Raw genomic sequence first — 14,326 nt, forward strand, 5'->3', positions numbered from 1 at the left:
GATTTTATAATTACAAATAAGTTACAATTTTAACTTTAATAAGATTTTTTTATCATTTTTTTAATATAATCTAATTAAGTATCTATAATTTTAAATTTTATTATATTAAATTTACTATTTTAGGAGGAATATATGGTTAATTTAACTCTTTTAGGATGTGGTGGAAATGTTCCACTACCAAATAGATTTTTATCTTCTCTTTTTATGAATTTTAATGGAAGAAAAATTTTAGTAGATTGTGGAGAGGGCACACAAGTATCTATGAAAATGAAGGGTTGTGGTTTTAAAGATATAGATTTAATCTGCATAACACATACTCATGGTGATCATATAATAGGTCTTATAGGATTGCTTTCTACTATGGGAAATAGTGAAAGAAAGAAACCTGTAACAATTATTGGTCCTGTAGGGATAAAAGAAGCTATGGATGCTATACAAGTTCTTATCACACTACCATATAAATTGAATATAATTGAAAATCCAGAAGGTATATTCTCACTTGTAGATCCTATATTATCAGATTTATCTATAGAAACAATAGAATTAGAACATTCAACTGAATGTATAGGATATAATTTTTATTTTGCAAGACACCCAAAATTTAATGTTGAAAAAGCTAAACAAAACAATGTTCCTAGAAAATACTGGAATATGCTACAAAAAGGAATGACTATTATGGATGAGGATGTAAATTATACACCTGATATGGTTCTTGGCGATGATAGAAAAGGTATAAAAATTTCTATGATTACAGATACTAGACCATTAGATACTATTCCTGAGTTTATTTATGATGCAGATTTATTTATATGTGAGGCTATGTATGGAGATGAAATGGATATTTCAAAAGCTATTAAAAACAAGCATATGCTATTTAGAGAGGCTGCTTCACTTGCTGTAAGGGGAAATGCTAAACAACTTCTTTTAACTCATTTTAGCCCTTCTATAGAAGACCCAAATGTATTCGAAAATAATGCAAAATCTGTATTTGAAAACACAATAATAGGATACGATCGTTTCAGTACTCAAATAAAATATCCTGAATAAAAAATAAGGCTGTTGCAATTTTTGCAACAGCCATTTTTTTATTGTACTGATCTTTTTGTTACTCTTTTTTTACCGTTATCTTTTTTAGCTTTTGCTGGAGCCTGTCCTGGGAATAATATTTTAGGCTGTTCATTATTTTTTCTGTATATAGTGAACTTAAATCCTATAGCCTGAACAAATTCAGCTCTTAATTCTTCACATATTGCATTTGCTGTTTCTTTAGCATCTAATCCAGCATTTTCTAATATAGTTATTTTAACTAGTTCTCTTGCTCTTAACTGGTTGTCTAATTCATCTAAGAATGCTCCAGTTACACCTTCTTTACCTATCTGTGCTGTAGGTTTTAAAGTATTTGCAAGTGATCTAAGATAAGCTCTCTGTTTACCTTTTAGCATGTCTTTTCTCCTCTATTTTTATAATTTAATCTTTTTAAAATTTATATTTTAGTTATAGAATTCGAATTCTAATTCGTAAATTCTTACTAAATCTCCGTCATCTATACCCATTTCTCTTAATCTGTCGAATACTCCCTGGCTTTCCATAGCATTCTGGAAGTACTGAAGTGATTCCATATCGTCGAAGTTTACAGAGTACATTATTCTTCTAAGTGCTTTACCAGTTACTTCAAATACTCCATCTTCTCCAAGTTCTATGTGTAGACCTTCTTCTTCGTTATTTGCATCAAGTTCTGGTCTATATATTTCATTTTCTGATACTAATTCTATTTCTTCTGCTTCAGCAAGTAACTGAGTTACATATTTTATAACGTCATCTACACCATCTCTAGTTGCAGCTGACATTTTGAATACTTTGTATCCTCTTGATTCTATCTCTGCTTTGAAGTTTTCATATATAGAATCATCGAAAAGTATATCAGCTTTGTTAGCTACTACTACCTGAGGTCTTGTAGCTAATCTTTCATTGTATAGTTTTAATTCTTCATTTATTTTTTCAAAATCATCTATTGGATCTCTACCTTCTAATCCAGATATATCTACTATATGTATTAATACTTTTGTTCTTTCTACATGTCTTAAGAATTCGTGTCCTAATCCGATACCTTCAGATGCACCCTCTATTATACCTGGTATATCTGCAAGTACAAAACTTTCACCAAATCCTGTTTGAACAACACCTAGATTTGGAGTTAGTGTTGTAAAGTGGTAGTTAGCTATCTTTGGTTTAGCTTTTGTTACTACTGATAAGAATGTTGATTTACCAACATTAGGGAATCCTAGTAGACCAACGTCTGCTATCATTTTTAATTCTAGTATTACCCATCTTTCTTCACCATCAGTACCTGATTTCGCAAATGCAGGTGCCTGTCTTACAGCATTGGCAAAGTTCATATTACCTTTACCACCGTATCCACCTTTAGCTATTACCGCTCTATCACCCTCGTGTTTTAAGTCAGCTATTACAAGTCCTGTAGCTTCATCTCTTACTATTGTCCCCTGAGGAACTTTTAATACAAGGTCTTCACCATTTTTACCAGCTCTTCTTTTTTTAGAGCCGTCTCCACCATTTTCTCCATTGTATTTTTTCTTATATTTAAAATCCATTAGTGTTCTAAGTCCAGTATCAACTTCAAATATTATACTAGCACCTCTACCACCATCTCCACCGTCTGGTCCTCCAGCTGGAACATATTTTTCTCTTCTAAAAGATACTGCCCCATTTCCACCATTTCCGGCTTTAACAAATATTCTGGCTTTATCTATAAACATATCTTTTCACCTTCTTTTCTTTTGATATTTATATTTATTCCGTTCACTCTAATTTATATTAATTTATATAATCCGTACAATTTTATTTGAATATTATAAAAGGAGTGTTTTATACACTCCTTTTCATTCTTAGCTGTAGTCCTGTAATTATTCAGCTATTGAAACTGGGTATACAGAAACTTTTTTTCTTTTTTTGTCTTTTCTTTCGAATTTAACAGTTCCGTCTATTAATGCGAATAAAGTGTCATCTCCACCTTTACCAACATTGTTTCCTGGATGTATTTTAGTTCCTCTCTGTCTAACTAATATACTTCCTGAAGTAACTAACTGTCCATCGAATCTTTTAACACCTAATCTTTTAGAAACAGAATCTCTACCATTCTTTGAAGACCCTACCCCTTTTTTAGATGCTAATAACTGTAAGTTCATCTTTAACATTTGGAAGTCACCCCCTATTTTTTAAGAATTTTTATATTTTTTGGGTATTCCCGTTTGATTTCTTGAATCGCTAGTTGAAAGTGCTGTAATAGAAGTTGAGCTTTTTCTATACAATCATCTTTGACTATACAAGAAATATTTCCTTCTTCTGCCTCAACGCTTTCGAACTCGACCTTCTGTAAAACATCTAGAGAATTAATTGTCGCTATTGCATGAGTTGTAACAGCTGCACAAACTATATCTCTTCCGTACTCCGCGTATTCAGCATGTCCTTTTACAGAAAATCCTTTTAATTGGAAATCGTCATTGTAAAAATATTTAACTTTAATCATGATAATTAAGCGTTTATTTTTTCAACTACTATTTTAGTGTATGGCTGACGATGTCCCTGTTTTCTTCTGTAGTCTTTTTTAGCTTTGTATTTGAATACAACAACTTTTTTAGCTTTTCCCTGTTCTAAAACTTTAGCCTGAACAGATGCTCCTTCAACTACTGGGCTTCCTAATACTAATTCACCGTCTTTTGAGCAAGCTAATACATCGTTTAAAGTAACTACGTCACCAGCATTAGCTTCTAATTTTTCAACGAATAGTACGTCACCTTCTGAAACTTTATACTGTTTTCCACCAGTTTTTACTATAGCGTACATAAATACACCTCCTCGGTCACAAACTCGCCATTAAAGGTACCCACTGGGTTTTCAACCTTTTCTGAGCGGCATTACAGTTATTTATTATACGTTATGTAAAGCCAAGTGTCAACTTATTTTTGCATATTTTTTGTATAAATTTTATATTTTTTTATTTCACAATTTCTACTGCAAAATCTTTTACATCAGTACTTTCTGCTATCTCTATTTCAACTCTATATTTTAGACCTATCTTTTTAATTATATTCATATAATTGTTTATTATATTTGGCTTTATGCTTGGATTAAATACCAACTTAACTTTTTTATAGACTGTATTTCTACTTATATTCATAATTTTTTTCTCTATTAAATCAAGAATAGAATTTATAGATAAATCACCGTATTTAGATCCACATCTTTTACAATCTGAAAAGAAATAATCTTCTAAAGGTTCTTTTTCCCTTCTTCTTGATATTTCAACTAAACCTAGAGATGTCATTCCCTTAACTTCATTTTTTCTTTTATCTTTTTTAAATTCTTCTTTCATTATATTGAGTAATTTTTTCTTTGAACTGCTTACAATCTGATCATCTATAAAATCTACAATAATTATTCCAGCTATATCTCTTACAATTATTTGGTTTACTATTTCTCTTGCAGCCTCTTCATTGATTTTCATAGCTGTATTGGCAAGCTTTGCTCCACCGGTAAACTTACCACTATTTACATCTATAACTGTAAGAGCTTCTGTTTTTTCAATTATTAGATATCCTCCACTTTTTAGCCAAACTTTTTTTGATAAGTACCTATTTAACTGTGCTTCTACACCATATACATTAAATACATCTACATTTTTGTCCAACTTTAATACATCAAGATATTTTCTGTCTATTTCCTTTAATATCTCTCTAAGATCGTTGTATTTGTTTTCATCATTTGTAATTATGGTTTCTATTTCATCTGATATATTATCTCTTACGTATTTTATAGCTGTGTCAGATGCAGTGTATAAAAGTTTAGGACCTTTTCCTCTTTTAAACTCTTTTTCTACATTTGCATATAGTGATTTTAATTCTTTTATATCATTTTTAAAATCTTCCATGCTGCATCCTTGTGCTTCTGTCCTGATTATATATCCAGTTTCATTTTTACAATTTGTGTAGAATAATCTCTTTAATCTAAGCCTTTCTTTTTCGTCGACAATTTTGTTTGACATAGTAACTCTAGTATTACTTGGAATGTACACTAAATATCTACCCGAAAAACTTATTTCTTGAGATATTTTAGCACCTTTTGTTCCAATTTCATCTTTTATTACCTGTACTAAAACATCATCTCCTGTTTTTAAACTACTTTCATTATCTAATTTAAGATATGCATTTTTTTCTTTTCCTATATCGACAAAGCAAGCATTCATACCAGGAAGCACCTTTTGTACTACCCCTCTATAAATATTGGATACTATACTTTTTTCGATTGTATTATCTATGTATATTTCCTCAAGCTTTCCATCATTTAGAATAGCTGTCTTTTGTGAAGATTCTAGTGATTCTATTATTATTTTCTTCAATAATATCACCTTCTCATCTTATAGAGGAGTTACTAACTCACCATCTTCAACATAGTATAAATCTCTTCTTAATATATCCACATCTAATGGATCTAACTCTATTCCAAATAGAGAAAGTATCTGTGGTATAAATAAGTTTGTATTTAAGTTCTGGATTGAACCTGTTGCTATTACAGCATTTAAAGTTAGAGAATTGTCTTCTAAATCTAAAACATCAAAAGTTTTTATAAGAGGTCTTATATCAACTTCTACTAGTTTACCTTTTTTATTCTTTTTAGTTATTATTATTTCATCTTTTCCCATAAAATCTAGTACTTTAGATTTTACAAATTCTTTAGAAAGTTTTCTTTCTAGAGGTATAGTGAATAGATATTCTCCCCATTCTATTACTGATGATAACGCTGGAACAGTCTTATCTATTTCTTTACATTTTACAAATTCTAGCCCAACTGGTAATTCTGGCGCTATTTTTTCTAAGAATTCTTTTTCTGTTAAATCATCCTCTACTTCTATATCTACATATTCTCCCTGACTTTCTGTACCTAGAGCTAATGCATTACCATAACTCATTTTAGGATGAGGGTTGAATCCTTGTGAGTAGCATAACTGTATTTCAGCTCTTCTGAAAGCTCTCTGAAGTGTTCTCTGTAAATCTAGATGAGATATGTATATCATATCCCCTTCTTTTTTAAATTTTACTCTCATTATTTTCATTAGCAAAGTCCCCTTCCTATATCGTGTACATTTATTCCACAACCGTTACATCCTTTTCTACAGTCTGGTGTTATTTCTTCGTTTAATGCTTTTTTAGCTTCTCTTATTAGGAATTTTTTGCTTACTCCTACATCTATATGGTCCCAAGGGAATACTTCATCTAATTCTCTAGTTCTGTGTGCGTAGAATGATATATCTAATCCACATTCTTCCATAGCTTGCTTCCATATTTCTAAATCAAAGTGCTCATCCCAACCATCAAATTTAGCTCCTAATTCGTGTGCTCTTAGAAGTACTTTACCTAATCTTCTATCTCCTCTTGCAAATACAGCTTCCATTAAACTTGTATCTGAATCGTGGTAATTGTAAGTTATATTTCTATTTTTAAGTTTTCTAACTAAGTGTCTCTGTTTTTCTACTACACTAGATTTCATATCCTGTGGATTCCACTGGAATGGTGTGAATGGTTTAGGTACAAATGTAGATGTACTAACTGTTACATTGAATTTTCCTTTAAATTTTCCATTGTGAACATCTTTGTATATATCTACAACTTCATAAGCTAAGTCAGATATTCCATCTAAATCATCATAAGTTTCTGTTGGAAGTCCTATCATAAAGTATAATTTTATGTTGTTCCATCCCATTTCAAATGCCTGTCTTGAAGCTCTAGTTAAATCTTCTTCTGTTATACCTTTGTTTATAACGTCTCTTAATCTCTGAGATCCTGCTTCTGGTGCGAATGTTAGACCACTTTTTCTAACTTTCTGTATTTTGTTAGCTATTTCCATAGAGAAGTTGTCTAATCTTAAAGATGGTAGTGATATACCAACATTTTTGCTTGCATATTCTTCAACTAGGTAATCTGTTAATTCCGCTAACTGGCTGTAGTCACTTGTACTTAGAGATACTAGTGATATTTCATCGTATCCAGTTGTTTTTATAAGTTTTTCTAGTATTTCTTTTAATCTCGCAAAGTTCTTTTCTCTTATAGGTCTGTATATCATACCAGCCTGACAGAAACGACATCCTCTTGTACATCCTCTGAATATTTCAAGTACTATTCTGTCGTGTACTGTATCTATATAAGGAACTATGAATCTTTCTGGGTATTCAACCTTATTCATATCTCTTATTATTCTTTTTCTTGGATGTGGGTTTGCACATTCTCTGTTTGGTGTTACGCTTTTTACTGTCTGGTCTTCGTTGTATTCTACATCATAGAATGAAGGTACATATACTCCTTCTATTTTAGCTATTCTTTCTAAGAATTTTTCTCTAGGTTCTCCACTTTTTTTCCAAGCTTTATATTCGTTTATTACTTCTATATTCATCTCTTCACCTTCACCAAGAAGCGCTGCATCGATGAAATCTGTCATAGGTTCACTGTTGTAAGCGCAAGAACCCCCAACAAGTACAAATGGATCTCCTTCTTTTCTATCTTCTTTTAAAAGGGGTATCCCTGCTAAATCTAACATATTAAGTATATTTGTATAGCAAAGTTCGTACTGTAGAGTGAATGCCACTATGTCAAAGTGTCTTATAGATTCTCTTGACTCTAATCCAAATAGTGGTATGTTGTTTTCTCTCATTTTTTCTTCCATATCAACCTGTGGAGCATATACTCTTTCACAGAATACTCCTTCTTCCTTGTTGATTACATCATATAGTATATGACTTCCAAGGTGACTCATTCCAACTTCATAAAGGTCTGGGAAACAATGTGCATATCTTACAAGCTCTGGATTGCTTGTGTCTTTGTGTACAGCATTTATTTCGTTTCCAAGATATCTAGCTGGTTTTTCAACTTTTTTCAAAATTCTTTTTAGATCTACTTTTTCCATAAATTATCTATATCCTCCACATTTTATTCTATTTTATCTATTATTTCTATATAATATTCATAATTGAAAATACTTTATAGTATCCCTACTTTAACACTCTTTATTATATTATACAATTATAAAATAGTATTTTCCATTATAAAATTGTTAAGCTTAATCTTTTCTTTTTTTATTATATTACTCAAAACTTTATTTATTTTAAACTTTTAGCCTATACTCAAATTTTTCTTTGCATAAAGCTTTTTTTATGTTACAAAAATAACTAATTGGGGTATATTTTTTTATATAAATATACTATTTTTTTATTTTCATAAAAAAATCTTTTGATGAAATTTTCTGATATAAAATTTCAAATTGACGAATTCGAAGATATGTTATAATGTATATATAAATAATTTATTTTGATTCTTTAAAAGCTTTTGCTTTTGTTAAATAAATATAAAATAGAGGAGGTAATTTTCAAAATGGCAAATACTTTTGAAATAAAAAAAGATCTTTATTATACAGGGGTAACTGATAAAGACCTTAAAGTTTTCGATATCATAATGGAAACTGAATTTGGTACAACTTACAATTCTTATCTTATAAAGGATGAAAAAACTGTTCTTTTCGACACAGCTAAGAAAGAATTCCAGGATGAATTTTTATCTAACTTAAAAGAAGTAACTGATATAGCTGATATAGACTATGTAGTAGTTCATCATACAGAACCAGACCACGCAGGAAGTCTTAAAGCTTTACTTGATTTAAACCCTAATATAGAAGTTTATTGTACTAGACCTGCTAAACTTTACTTAGACAGTCAGATAAATAGAGAATTCAAATGCCACGTTGTAGCGGACGGAGAAACTCTTAACATAGGTAAAAGAACTCTTACTTTCATACATGCCCCATTCCTTCATTGGGTAGATACAATGTTCACTTATGATGAATACGATAAAGTTCTTTTCACTTGTGATGCTTTCGGTGCTCATTATGCTTGTGTTCATTTAGATGATATAGTACATGCTGATTACCATAAAGCTAATAAAGTTTACTACGATTGCATAGTAAAACCATTTGCTAAACACGTTTTAACTGCTTTAGATAAAGTTAAATCACTAAACTTAGATTTCGATACAATATTAACTTCACATGGTCCAATATTAGATAGAAATCTTGGTCATGCTATAGCAATGTACACTAAATGGTCTAAAGATGCAGTTGCAGCAACTAAAAAAGATAGAGTTTGTATATTCTACTTATCAGCTTATGGAAATACTTTAGCAATGTCTAAAGAAATAGCTAGAGGACTTGAATCAAAAGGTATGGAAGTTGAATTATTCGACTTAGAAACTACTCCTCTTGATAAAGTTCACGATGAGTTAATATCTTCTAAAGGTGTTATGCTTGGTTCTCCAACAATAAACAAAACTATGGTTAAACCTATGTGGGACTTCTTCTCAATAGTTGATCCAGTTGCAAATTCTGGTAAATTTGCTGCAGTATTTGGTTCTTACGGATGGAGTGGTGAAGGTTTAGCTATAGCTCATGCAAATGCTAAAGCTGTAGGATTTAAAACTCCTTTAGATCCACTTAAAAAGAAATTCTTCCCATCAGAAGAAACATTTGAAGATTGCTTCGAATTCGGTGCAAACTTTGCTAAGAATATAAGAATATTTGAATAAATAAAAATAGATAAAAAGATGCCTTGAAAAATTAAGGCATCTTTTTTATTGTCTATTATTAATACTGATATTTTTTTCTATATTTAAAGAATAAGATTGATGATAATATAAATGCTGCAGCTTCTGCAACAGGTGTTGCAAACCATATTCCATTAACTCCAAACAGGGCTGGTAATATAAGCATTGCTATTACCATAAATACAAATGAGCGTGAAAATGCTATAACAGCTGATATTAATCCATTTGATAATGCTGTAAATAAACTGCTTGCAAATACATTAAATCCTATTATCAATAATGCAATAGAGCATATTTTATTTCCTGTTACCGCTAAATCATAAACCGGATTGCTAGGATGTGTAAATACTGATACAAGATTTTCTGTCATAGCTAAGGATAAAATTATAGCAGAAACTGCTATTACAGCTATAATAGTTAGACTTTTTTTAACCAATTTTTTTAGATTATCTTTATTCTCTGCACCATAGTTGTAACTTATCATAGGTGATATTCCATAAGAATACCCTGTATAGATAGAAGTAGCAAACATTAACACATACATAATTATAGTTATAGCTGCTACACCATTTTCTCCAACATATTTAAGCATTGTCCAGTTGAATAACATAGTAACTATACCTGTAACAAGAGTTGTTGCCATTTCAGAACTACCATTTACTGTCGCATGCATAAGTGTTTTGAATCTAAAAACTGGTTTTACAAAATGTATCATATTGTTTCTTCTTGAAAATACTATAACACCAACTACAGCTGTTACAGTATATCCTAACCCTGTAGCAACAGCAGCTGCCTCTATTCCAAATCCAAATACTTTAATGAATACATAGTCTAATACAATATTTAAAATCCCACCTGCTATTGAGCATACCATAGATAAGTTTGATTTTCCCGAAGCTATCATATATATAGTAAAATTGTTCATAAGAAGTATTGGTATTGTAAACAATAAATAGTAACTTAAATAATTGTGGCAGTAATTAAATACCGCTGTAGATAAAGACATACTATTAAATATCTTGTCCATAGTCATATATCCTAATCCAGACATCACTATCCCAACTATAATATTTACTATAATAAAGAATGTAAAATCTTCATTAGCTTCTTTTTCCTTTTGTTCTCCCATTTTTATCATAATTACAGCACTACCACCAGTTGCAAGCATTGTAGAAATTGCTGTAACAAGAGAAATTATAGGTGCAGTTAAATTTATTGCGGATAAAGCATCCGTTCCTATAAGATTTGATACAAATAAACCATCTACCATTGTATAAAATGACATAAATAATGTCATTATGATAGTTGGTATTGAAAATTTTAATATATTTTTAAAAGTAATCGGTAAATTGTACGCATTTTCCTTTTCCATAAAAAATTCCTCCTCTTTGCCTGTACATTTATCACTGTTATATATAATAAACTTTACAGTAACTGTATAGTCAATACACTATTTTTACTTTTGAGAAATTTTTATAAAAAAAGATGCAACCTCTAATACTAAGATTGCATCTTGAAATATATTCATAGTTAATTTTGCAGTATATTTTAACCAAAGTTAATTTTCTTTCTTCTCATGTAGACATTCATAACAAGTCCAAGGTTTGCCATAGATGTAAGCATAGAACTTCCTCCATAGCTGACAAATGGAAGTGTTACCCCTGTTACTGGTATAACTGCAACTGTCATACCTATATTCTGGATAATCTGATAACCAAACATTCCCAGAACTCCAACTACTATTAACGTTCCATAGAAGTCCCTAGCCTGTTGTGCTGCATAGATTAACCTAAATATAAAGGCTATATATAAACCTATTAAGAATACCATACCTATGACACCAAGTTCTTCACCGACAACGGCAAATATAAAGTCAGAGTCCTGTACAGGTAAGAAATCTTCCTGGTTCTGACTTCCCTGATAAAGTCCTTTACCAGTTACACCACCTGAGCCTATAGCTATAAGCGACTGCATTACCTGATAGTTACCTTTTAAAGTTATATCCTCAGGATGTAAGAATGCTTCTATTCTCTGTTTCTGATGATCTGCCATAAGCATATACATAATAGGCATTAAAGCGACTACTATAATAATCGCTCTTTTTATAATTTTACCGTCTAATCCAGCAGTGAATACCATTGCTGCGATTATACACATGAAAACTAGTGCTGTACCAAGGTCTGGCTGAGCAAGTAATAGACCTAAGAATGGTAAAGCGTATATAATTAACGGCATTATATCCTTTATAGTTCTCAATCTATCTCTCTTAGATTCAACTATTTTTGCATAACTCAATATAAACGTTAATTTTACTATTTCCGAAGTCTGAAGGTCTAAAGGACCAAGGTTTAACCATGATCTAGCTCCTCCTCTTTCAGCTCCTATACCTGGTATAAGGACTACTGCAAGAAGTATAAGGCTTATAAGATATAACTCTTTATAGTGTTTACCTATAAGAGTATAGTCAAATAGTAATATTATACCTATTACCATTGCACCAAGTCCAAAAGCTGCACACTGCTTTCCTAACTGGAATAATGCCTTAGTTGAATTTGTATTTAGATGAGTTGCACTACTAAGTATAACTAATCCAAAGCCAAATATAGTCAGAACTATAGCAATTAATTTCCAGTCTAACTGTTTAAGTAACTTTAAACTCGATTTGTAATTTACCAAAAAATCACCGTCCTTTTAATTTAAGCTTATGACTTAAACTAAAACCTGATTATTTATTTTCTTCCCTTTAATGCTTTTAAAGGTATATTTGCTACAAGTGCAGATACTGGCTTATCAGTGTCTTCACCTCTACATTTAGACATTTTTATTTCAAGTCCGTCTTTGTCTATTTCAGCATATTTAGATATAACCTCTATTATATCCCGCTGTATTAATTCTATAAGCTCTGGAGAACAGTCTACTCTGTCATGAACTAATACAAGCTTTAATCTTTCTTTAGCTATATTTTTGCTTGATTTTTTATCATTTGAGAAACTTTTAAATATATCGAACATTTATTACTCCCCCCCTACTTACCTATTTCGAAAAAACTCTTTTTAATTTCTGAAGGAAAGTTTCTTCTACTCTTAAATCTAATAGAGGTACTTCTTCTCCCATTATTCTTGCAGCTATATTTTTATAAGCCTGACCAGCTTTTGATTTTGGATCCATTATAGCTGCTTCACCTTTATTTGTAGAAATTATTACAGCCTCATCATCAGGAATTATTCCTAATAATTCTATCCGTAATATTTCAACGATATCTTCTTTGCCCATCATATCTCCACGCTCTACCATATCGTGTCTAACTCTATTTATAGCTAGTTTTACATCTGTTATTTCATTTGCTTCAAGTAATCCTATTATTCTATCCGCATCTCTAACAGCTGATACCTCTGGGTTTGTTATTACTATAGCTCTGTCTGCTCCAGCAATTGCATTTTTAAACCCTCTTTCAATACCCGCTGGGCAGTCTATTAATACATAGTCGAAGCTTTCTCTAAGCTGATCACATAGTTCCTTCATCTGTTCTGGAGATACTGCATTTTTATCTCTAGTCTGTGCTGCTGGAATTAAGTATAGATTTTCAAATCTTTTATCTTTTATTAAAGCTTGTTTTAATTTACAAACACCTTCTACAACATCTACTATGTCGTAAACTATTCTATTTTCAAGTCCCATTACAACATCTAGATTTCTAAGACCGATATCTGCGTCTAAAACTACCGTTTTTTTACCTCTAAGACTTAGTGCAGTCCCTACATTTGCAACTGTTGTTGTTTTTCCAACTCCACCCTTACCTGAAGTTATAACTATTACTTCTCCCATTTTTTATTCACCTCTACATATTTTATTTGCCTATTTGTGTTTCAATTATTATCTGGTTTTCTGAAATAAAAGCTATTTCAGATTCTACACCATCAGTATACTCATCTGTCACTTCAGATAAATCATTATCTTCTGGTGCTTCAGCAATTATATCTGCTATTTGAAGTATCGTTGGTCTAAGGTTCTTTGCGGCTATATATGAATTCTTATCACCTTCAGCGCCTGCATGAACAAATCCAAAAAGATTTCCAAATACAACAACATTTCCTACTGCTACTGCTTTTGCTCCAACACACATATCCCCCATGATAAGTACATCTTTTCCAGAAACTACCTTTGAACCGGAGTTCATATCAGACATAACAACTATATTTCCATCAGATTCTATAAAATCCCCCGATCTCATTCTAGAAATATATCTTGTCGAATAATCCTTATCTGATTCTTCTTCTGAAACAACTATTTCTTTTTTAGAACATTTATCCTCGCTAGAATCCTCAGCTTCTAATACTTCTATTTCATCTTCAATATTATTAAATTCGCCTACTTTATTAATTTCGTCTTTTATAGTGCTTTTTCCTTCTAATTTTTTGTCTTCAGGCTTATAAAAATCTATATTAAACTTAGAAGTTATAAGTTCCTTCAATTTTTCTTTAGAATCATCACCTAAAAATTCAGACTCAATTTTAAAAATTCTAGCTCCATTGAAAAATGATTTTGATGATTCGATTTTTGATACTATCATATTTGAGATAGTATCAAAATCTTTTTCATCATTTAAATCAATTATTATCCCTTCTTTACTTCCCTTAAATTCTATTTTTTCATATTCGGAATTTTTCAAA

15 protein-coding genes are annotated in these 14,326 nt (G+C 30.9%); 2 read left to right on the forward strand and 13 right to left on the reverse strand.

Features of this window, described 5'->3' with window-relative positions; genetic code table 11:
- The first annotated feature begins 132 nt into the window (after window positions 1–132).
- The gene (locus KGNDJEFE_RS09455) at window positions 133–1,047 is read left to right on the forward strand and encodes a ribonuclease Z (protein ID WP_006440839.1); all 915 of its coding nucleotides are present in this window, start codon (window positions 133–135) and stop codon (window positions 1,045–1,047) included.
- A 38-nt stretch (window positions 1,048–1,085) separates the two neighbouring features.
- Here KGNDJEFE_RS09455 and KGNDJEFE_RS09460 read toward each other — a convergent pair whose 3' ends face one another.
- The 8 genes from KGNDJEFE_RS09460 to KGNDJEFE_RS09495 all read right to left on the reverse strand — a co-directional run bounded on the left by KGNDJEFE_RS09460 (window position 1,086) and on the right by KGNDJEFE_RS09495 (window position 7,971).
- Entirely contained in the window at window positions 1,086–1,442 is a 357-nt protein-coding gene (locus KGNDJEFE_RS09460) for a YhbY family RNA-binding protein (RefSeq protein ID WP_006440838.1), read from the reverse strand.
- Window positions 1,443–1,490: 48 nt separating this feature from the next.
- Window positions 1,491–2,774, reverse strand: a complete 1,284-nt coding sequence (gene obgE / locus KGNDJEFE_RS09465; RefSeq protein ID WP_006440837.1) for a GTPase ObgE — start codon at window positions 2,772–2,774, stop codon at window positions 1,491–1,493.
- A 147-nt stretch (window positions 2,775–2,921) separates the two neighbouring features.
- A complete protein-coding gene (gene rpmA / locus KGNDJEFE_RS09470; protein ID WP_040410667.1) occupies window positions 2,922–3,212 on the reverse strand; it encodes a 50S ribosomal protein L27 in 291 nt (96 codons plus the stop codon).
- Between the two features lie 14 nt (window positions 3,213–3,226).
- Window positions 3,227–3,544, reverse strand: a complete 318-nt coding sequence (locus tag KGNDJEFE_RS09475) for a ribosomal-processing cysteine protease Prp (RefSeq protein ID WP_006440835.1) — start codon at window positions 3,542–3,544, stop codon at window positions 3,227–3,229.
- Between the two features lie 5 nt (window positions 3,545–3,549).
- The gene (gene rplU / locus KGNDJEFE_RS09480) at window positions 3,550–3,861 is read right to left on the reverse strand and encodes a 50S ribosomal protein L21 (RefSeq protein ID WP_006440834.1); all 312 of its coding nucleotides are present in this window, start codon (window positions 3,859–3,861) and stop codon (window positions 3,550–3,552) included.
- 151 nt (window positions 3,862–4,012) lie between these two features.
- Window positions 4,013–5,422 (reverse strand): Rne/Rng family ribonuclease, encoded by a 1,410-nt coding sequence (locus KGNDJEFE_RS09485; RefSeq protein WP_006440833.1) that lies wholly within the window; start codon window positions 5,420–5,422, stop codon window positions 4,013–4,015.
- 9 nt (window positions 5,423–5,431) lie between these two features.
- Window positions 5,432–6,127, reverse strand: a complete 696-nt coding sequence (locus KGNDJEFE_RS09490) for a TIGR03936 family radical SAM-associated protein (RefSeq protein WP_006440832.1) — start codon at window positions 6,125–6,127, stop codon at window positions 5,432–5,434.
- Window positions 6,127–7,971, reverse strand: a complete 1,845-nt coding sequence (locus KGNDJEFE_RS09495) for a TIGR03960 family B12-binding radical SAM protein (protein WP_006440831.1) — start codon at window positions 7,969–7,971, stop codon at window positions 6,127–6,129. The genes KGNDJEFE_RS09490 and KGNDJEFE_RS09495 overlap by 1 nt, the downstream gene beginning before the upstream one ends.
- A 464-nt stretch (window positions 7,972–8,435) precedes the next feature.
- Here KGNDJEFE_RS09495 and KGNDJEFE_RS09500 point away from each other — a divergent pair, with 464 nt between their 5' ends.
- The gene (locus tag KGNDJEFE_RS09500) at window positions 8,436–9,638 is read left to right on the forward strand and encodes an FprA family A-type flavoprotein (protein WP_148881844.1); all 1,203 of its coding nucleotides are present in this window, start codon (window positions 8,436–8,438) and stop codon (window positions 9,636–9,638) included.
- A gap of 58 nt (window positions 9,639–9,696) precedes the next feature.
- Here the strand turns inward: KGNDJEFE_RS09500 and KGNDJEFE_RS09505 are convergent, their stop codons facing one another.
- The 5 genes from KGNDJEFE_RS09505 to KGNDJEFE_RS09525 all read right to left on the reverse strand — a co-directional run bounded on the left by KGNDJEFE_RS09505 (window position 9,697) and on the right by KGNDJEFE_RS09525 (window position 14,325).
- Entirely contained in the window at window positions 9,697–11,028 is a 1,332-nt protein-coding gene (locus KGNDJEFE_RS09505) for an MATE family efflux transporter (RefSeq protein WP_006440829.1), read from the reverse strand.
- A gap of 176 nt (window positions 11,029–11,204) precedes the next feature.
- Window positions 11,205–12,332 carry a rod shape-determining protein RodA gene (gene rodA, locus KGNDJEFE_RS09510; RefSeq protein ID WP_006440828.1) on the reverse strand — a complete coding sequence of 376 codons (1,128 nt, stop codon included), beginning with the start codon at window positions 12,330–12,332 and terminating at the stop codon, window positions 11,205–11,207.
- A gap of 53 nt (window positions 12,333–12,385) precedes the next feature.
- Window positions 12,386–12,667 (reverse strand): cell division topological specificity factor MinE, encoded by a 282-nt coding sequence (gene minE, locus KGNDJEFE_RS09515; protein ID WP_006440827.1) that lies wholly within the window; start codon window positions 12,665–12,667, stop codon window positions 12,386–12,388.
- A gap of 22 nt (window positions 12,668–12,689) precedes the next feature.
- Window positions 12,690–13,481, reverse strand: coding sequence for a septum site-determining protein MinD (gene minD, locus KGNDJEFE_RS09520; protein ID WP_006440826.1), 792 nt, complete (start codon window positions 13,479–13,481; stop codon window positions 12,690–12,692).
- A gap of 22 nt (window positions 13,482–13,503) precedes the next feature.
- The gene (locus KGNDJEFE_RS09525) at window positions 13,504–14,325 is read right to left on the reverse strand and encodes a septum site-determining protein MinC (RefSeq protein ID WP_006440825.1); all 822 of its coding nucleotides are present in this window, start codon (window positions 14,323–14,325) and stop codon (window positions 13,504–13,506) included.
- Between the last annotated feature and the right edge of the window lies 1 nt (window position 14,326).

It is taken from the genome of Peptacetobacter hiranonis (genome assembly GCF_008151785.1).
Lineage (GTDB): Bacteria > Bacillota > Clostridia > Peptostreptococcales > Peptostreptococcaceae > Peptacetobacter > Peptacetobacter hiranonis.

What these genes read in the sequence shown, in the direction of transcription:
- KGNDJEFE_RS09455 (WP_006440839.1), top strand. Translation starts at nt 133, where the DNA reads ATGGTTAATTTAACTCTTTTAGGATGTGGTGGAAATGTTCCACTACCA.
- KGNDJEFE_RS09460 (WP_006440838.1), bottom strand. Translation starts at nt 1,442, where the DNA reads ATGCTAAAAGGTAAACAGAGAGCTTATCTTAGATCACTTGCAAATACT.
- obgE (WP_006440837.1), bottom strand. Translation starts at nt 2,774, where the DNA reads ATGTTTATAGATAAAGCCAGAATATTTGTTAAAGCCGGAAATGGTGGA.
- rpmA (WP_040410667.1), bottom strand. Translation starts at nt 3,212, where the DNA reads ATGTTAAAGATGAACTTACAGTTATTAGCATCTAAAAAAGGGGTAGGG.
- KGNDJEFE_RS09475 (WP_006440835.1), bottom strand. Translation starts at nt 3,544, where the DNA reads ATGATTAAAGTTAAATATTTTTACAATGACGATTTCCAATTAAAAGGA.
- rplU (WP_006440834.1), bottom strand. Translation starts at nt 3,861, where the DNA reads ATGTACGCTATAGTAAAAACTGGTGGAAAACAGTATAAAGTTTCAGAA.
- KGNDJEFE_RS09490 (WP_006440832.1), bottom strand. Translation starts at nt 6,127, where the DNA reads ATGAAAATAATGAGAGTAAAATTTAAAAAAGAAGGGGATATGATATAC.
- KGNDJEFE_RS09495 (WP_006440831.1), bottom strand. Translation starts at nt 7,971, where the DNA reads ATGGAAAAAGTAGATCTAAAAAGAATTTTGAAAAAAGTTGAAAAACCA.
- KGNDJEFE_RS09500 (WP_148881844.1), top strand. Translation starts at nt 8,436, where the DNA reads ATGGCAAATACTTTTGAAATAAAAAAAGATCTTTATTATACAGGGGTA.
- KGNDJEFE_RS09505 (WP_006440829.1), bottom strand. Translation starts at nt 11,028, where the DNA reads ATGGAAAAGGAAAATGCGTACAATTTACCGATTACTTTTAAAAATATA.
- minE (WP_006440827.1), bottom strand. Translation starts at nt 12,667, where the DNA reads ATGTTCGATATATTTAAAAGTTTCTCAAATGATAAAAAATCAAGCAAA.
- minD (WP_006440826.1), bottom strand. Translation starts at nt 13,481, where the DNA reads ATGGGAGAAGTAATAGTTATAACTTCAGGTAAGGGTGGAGTTGGAAAA.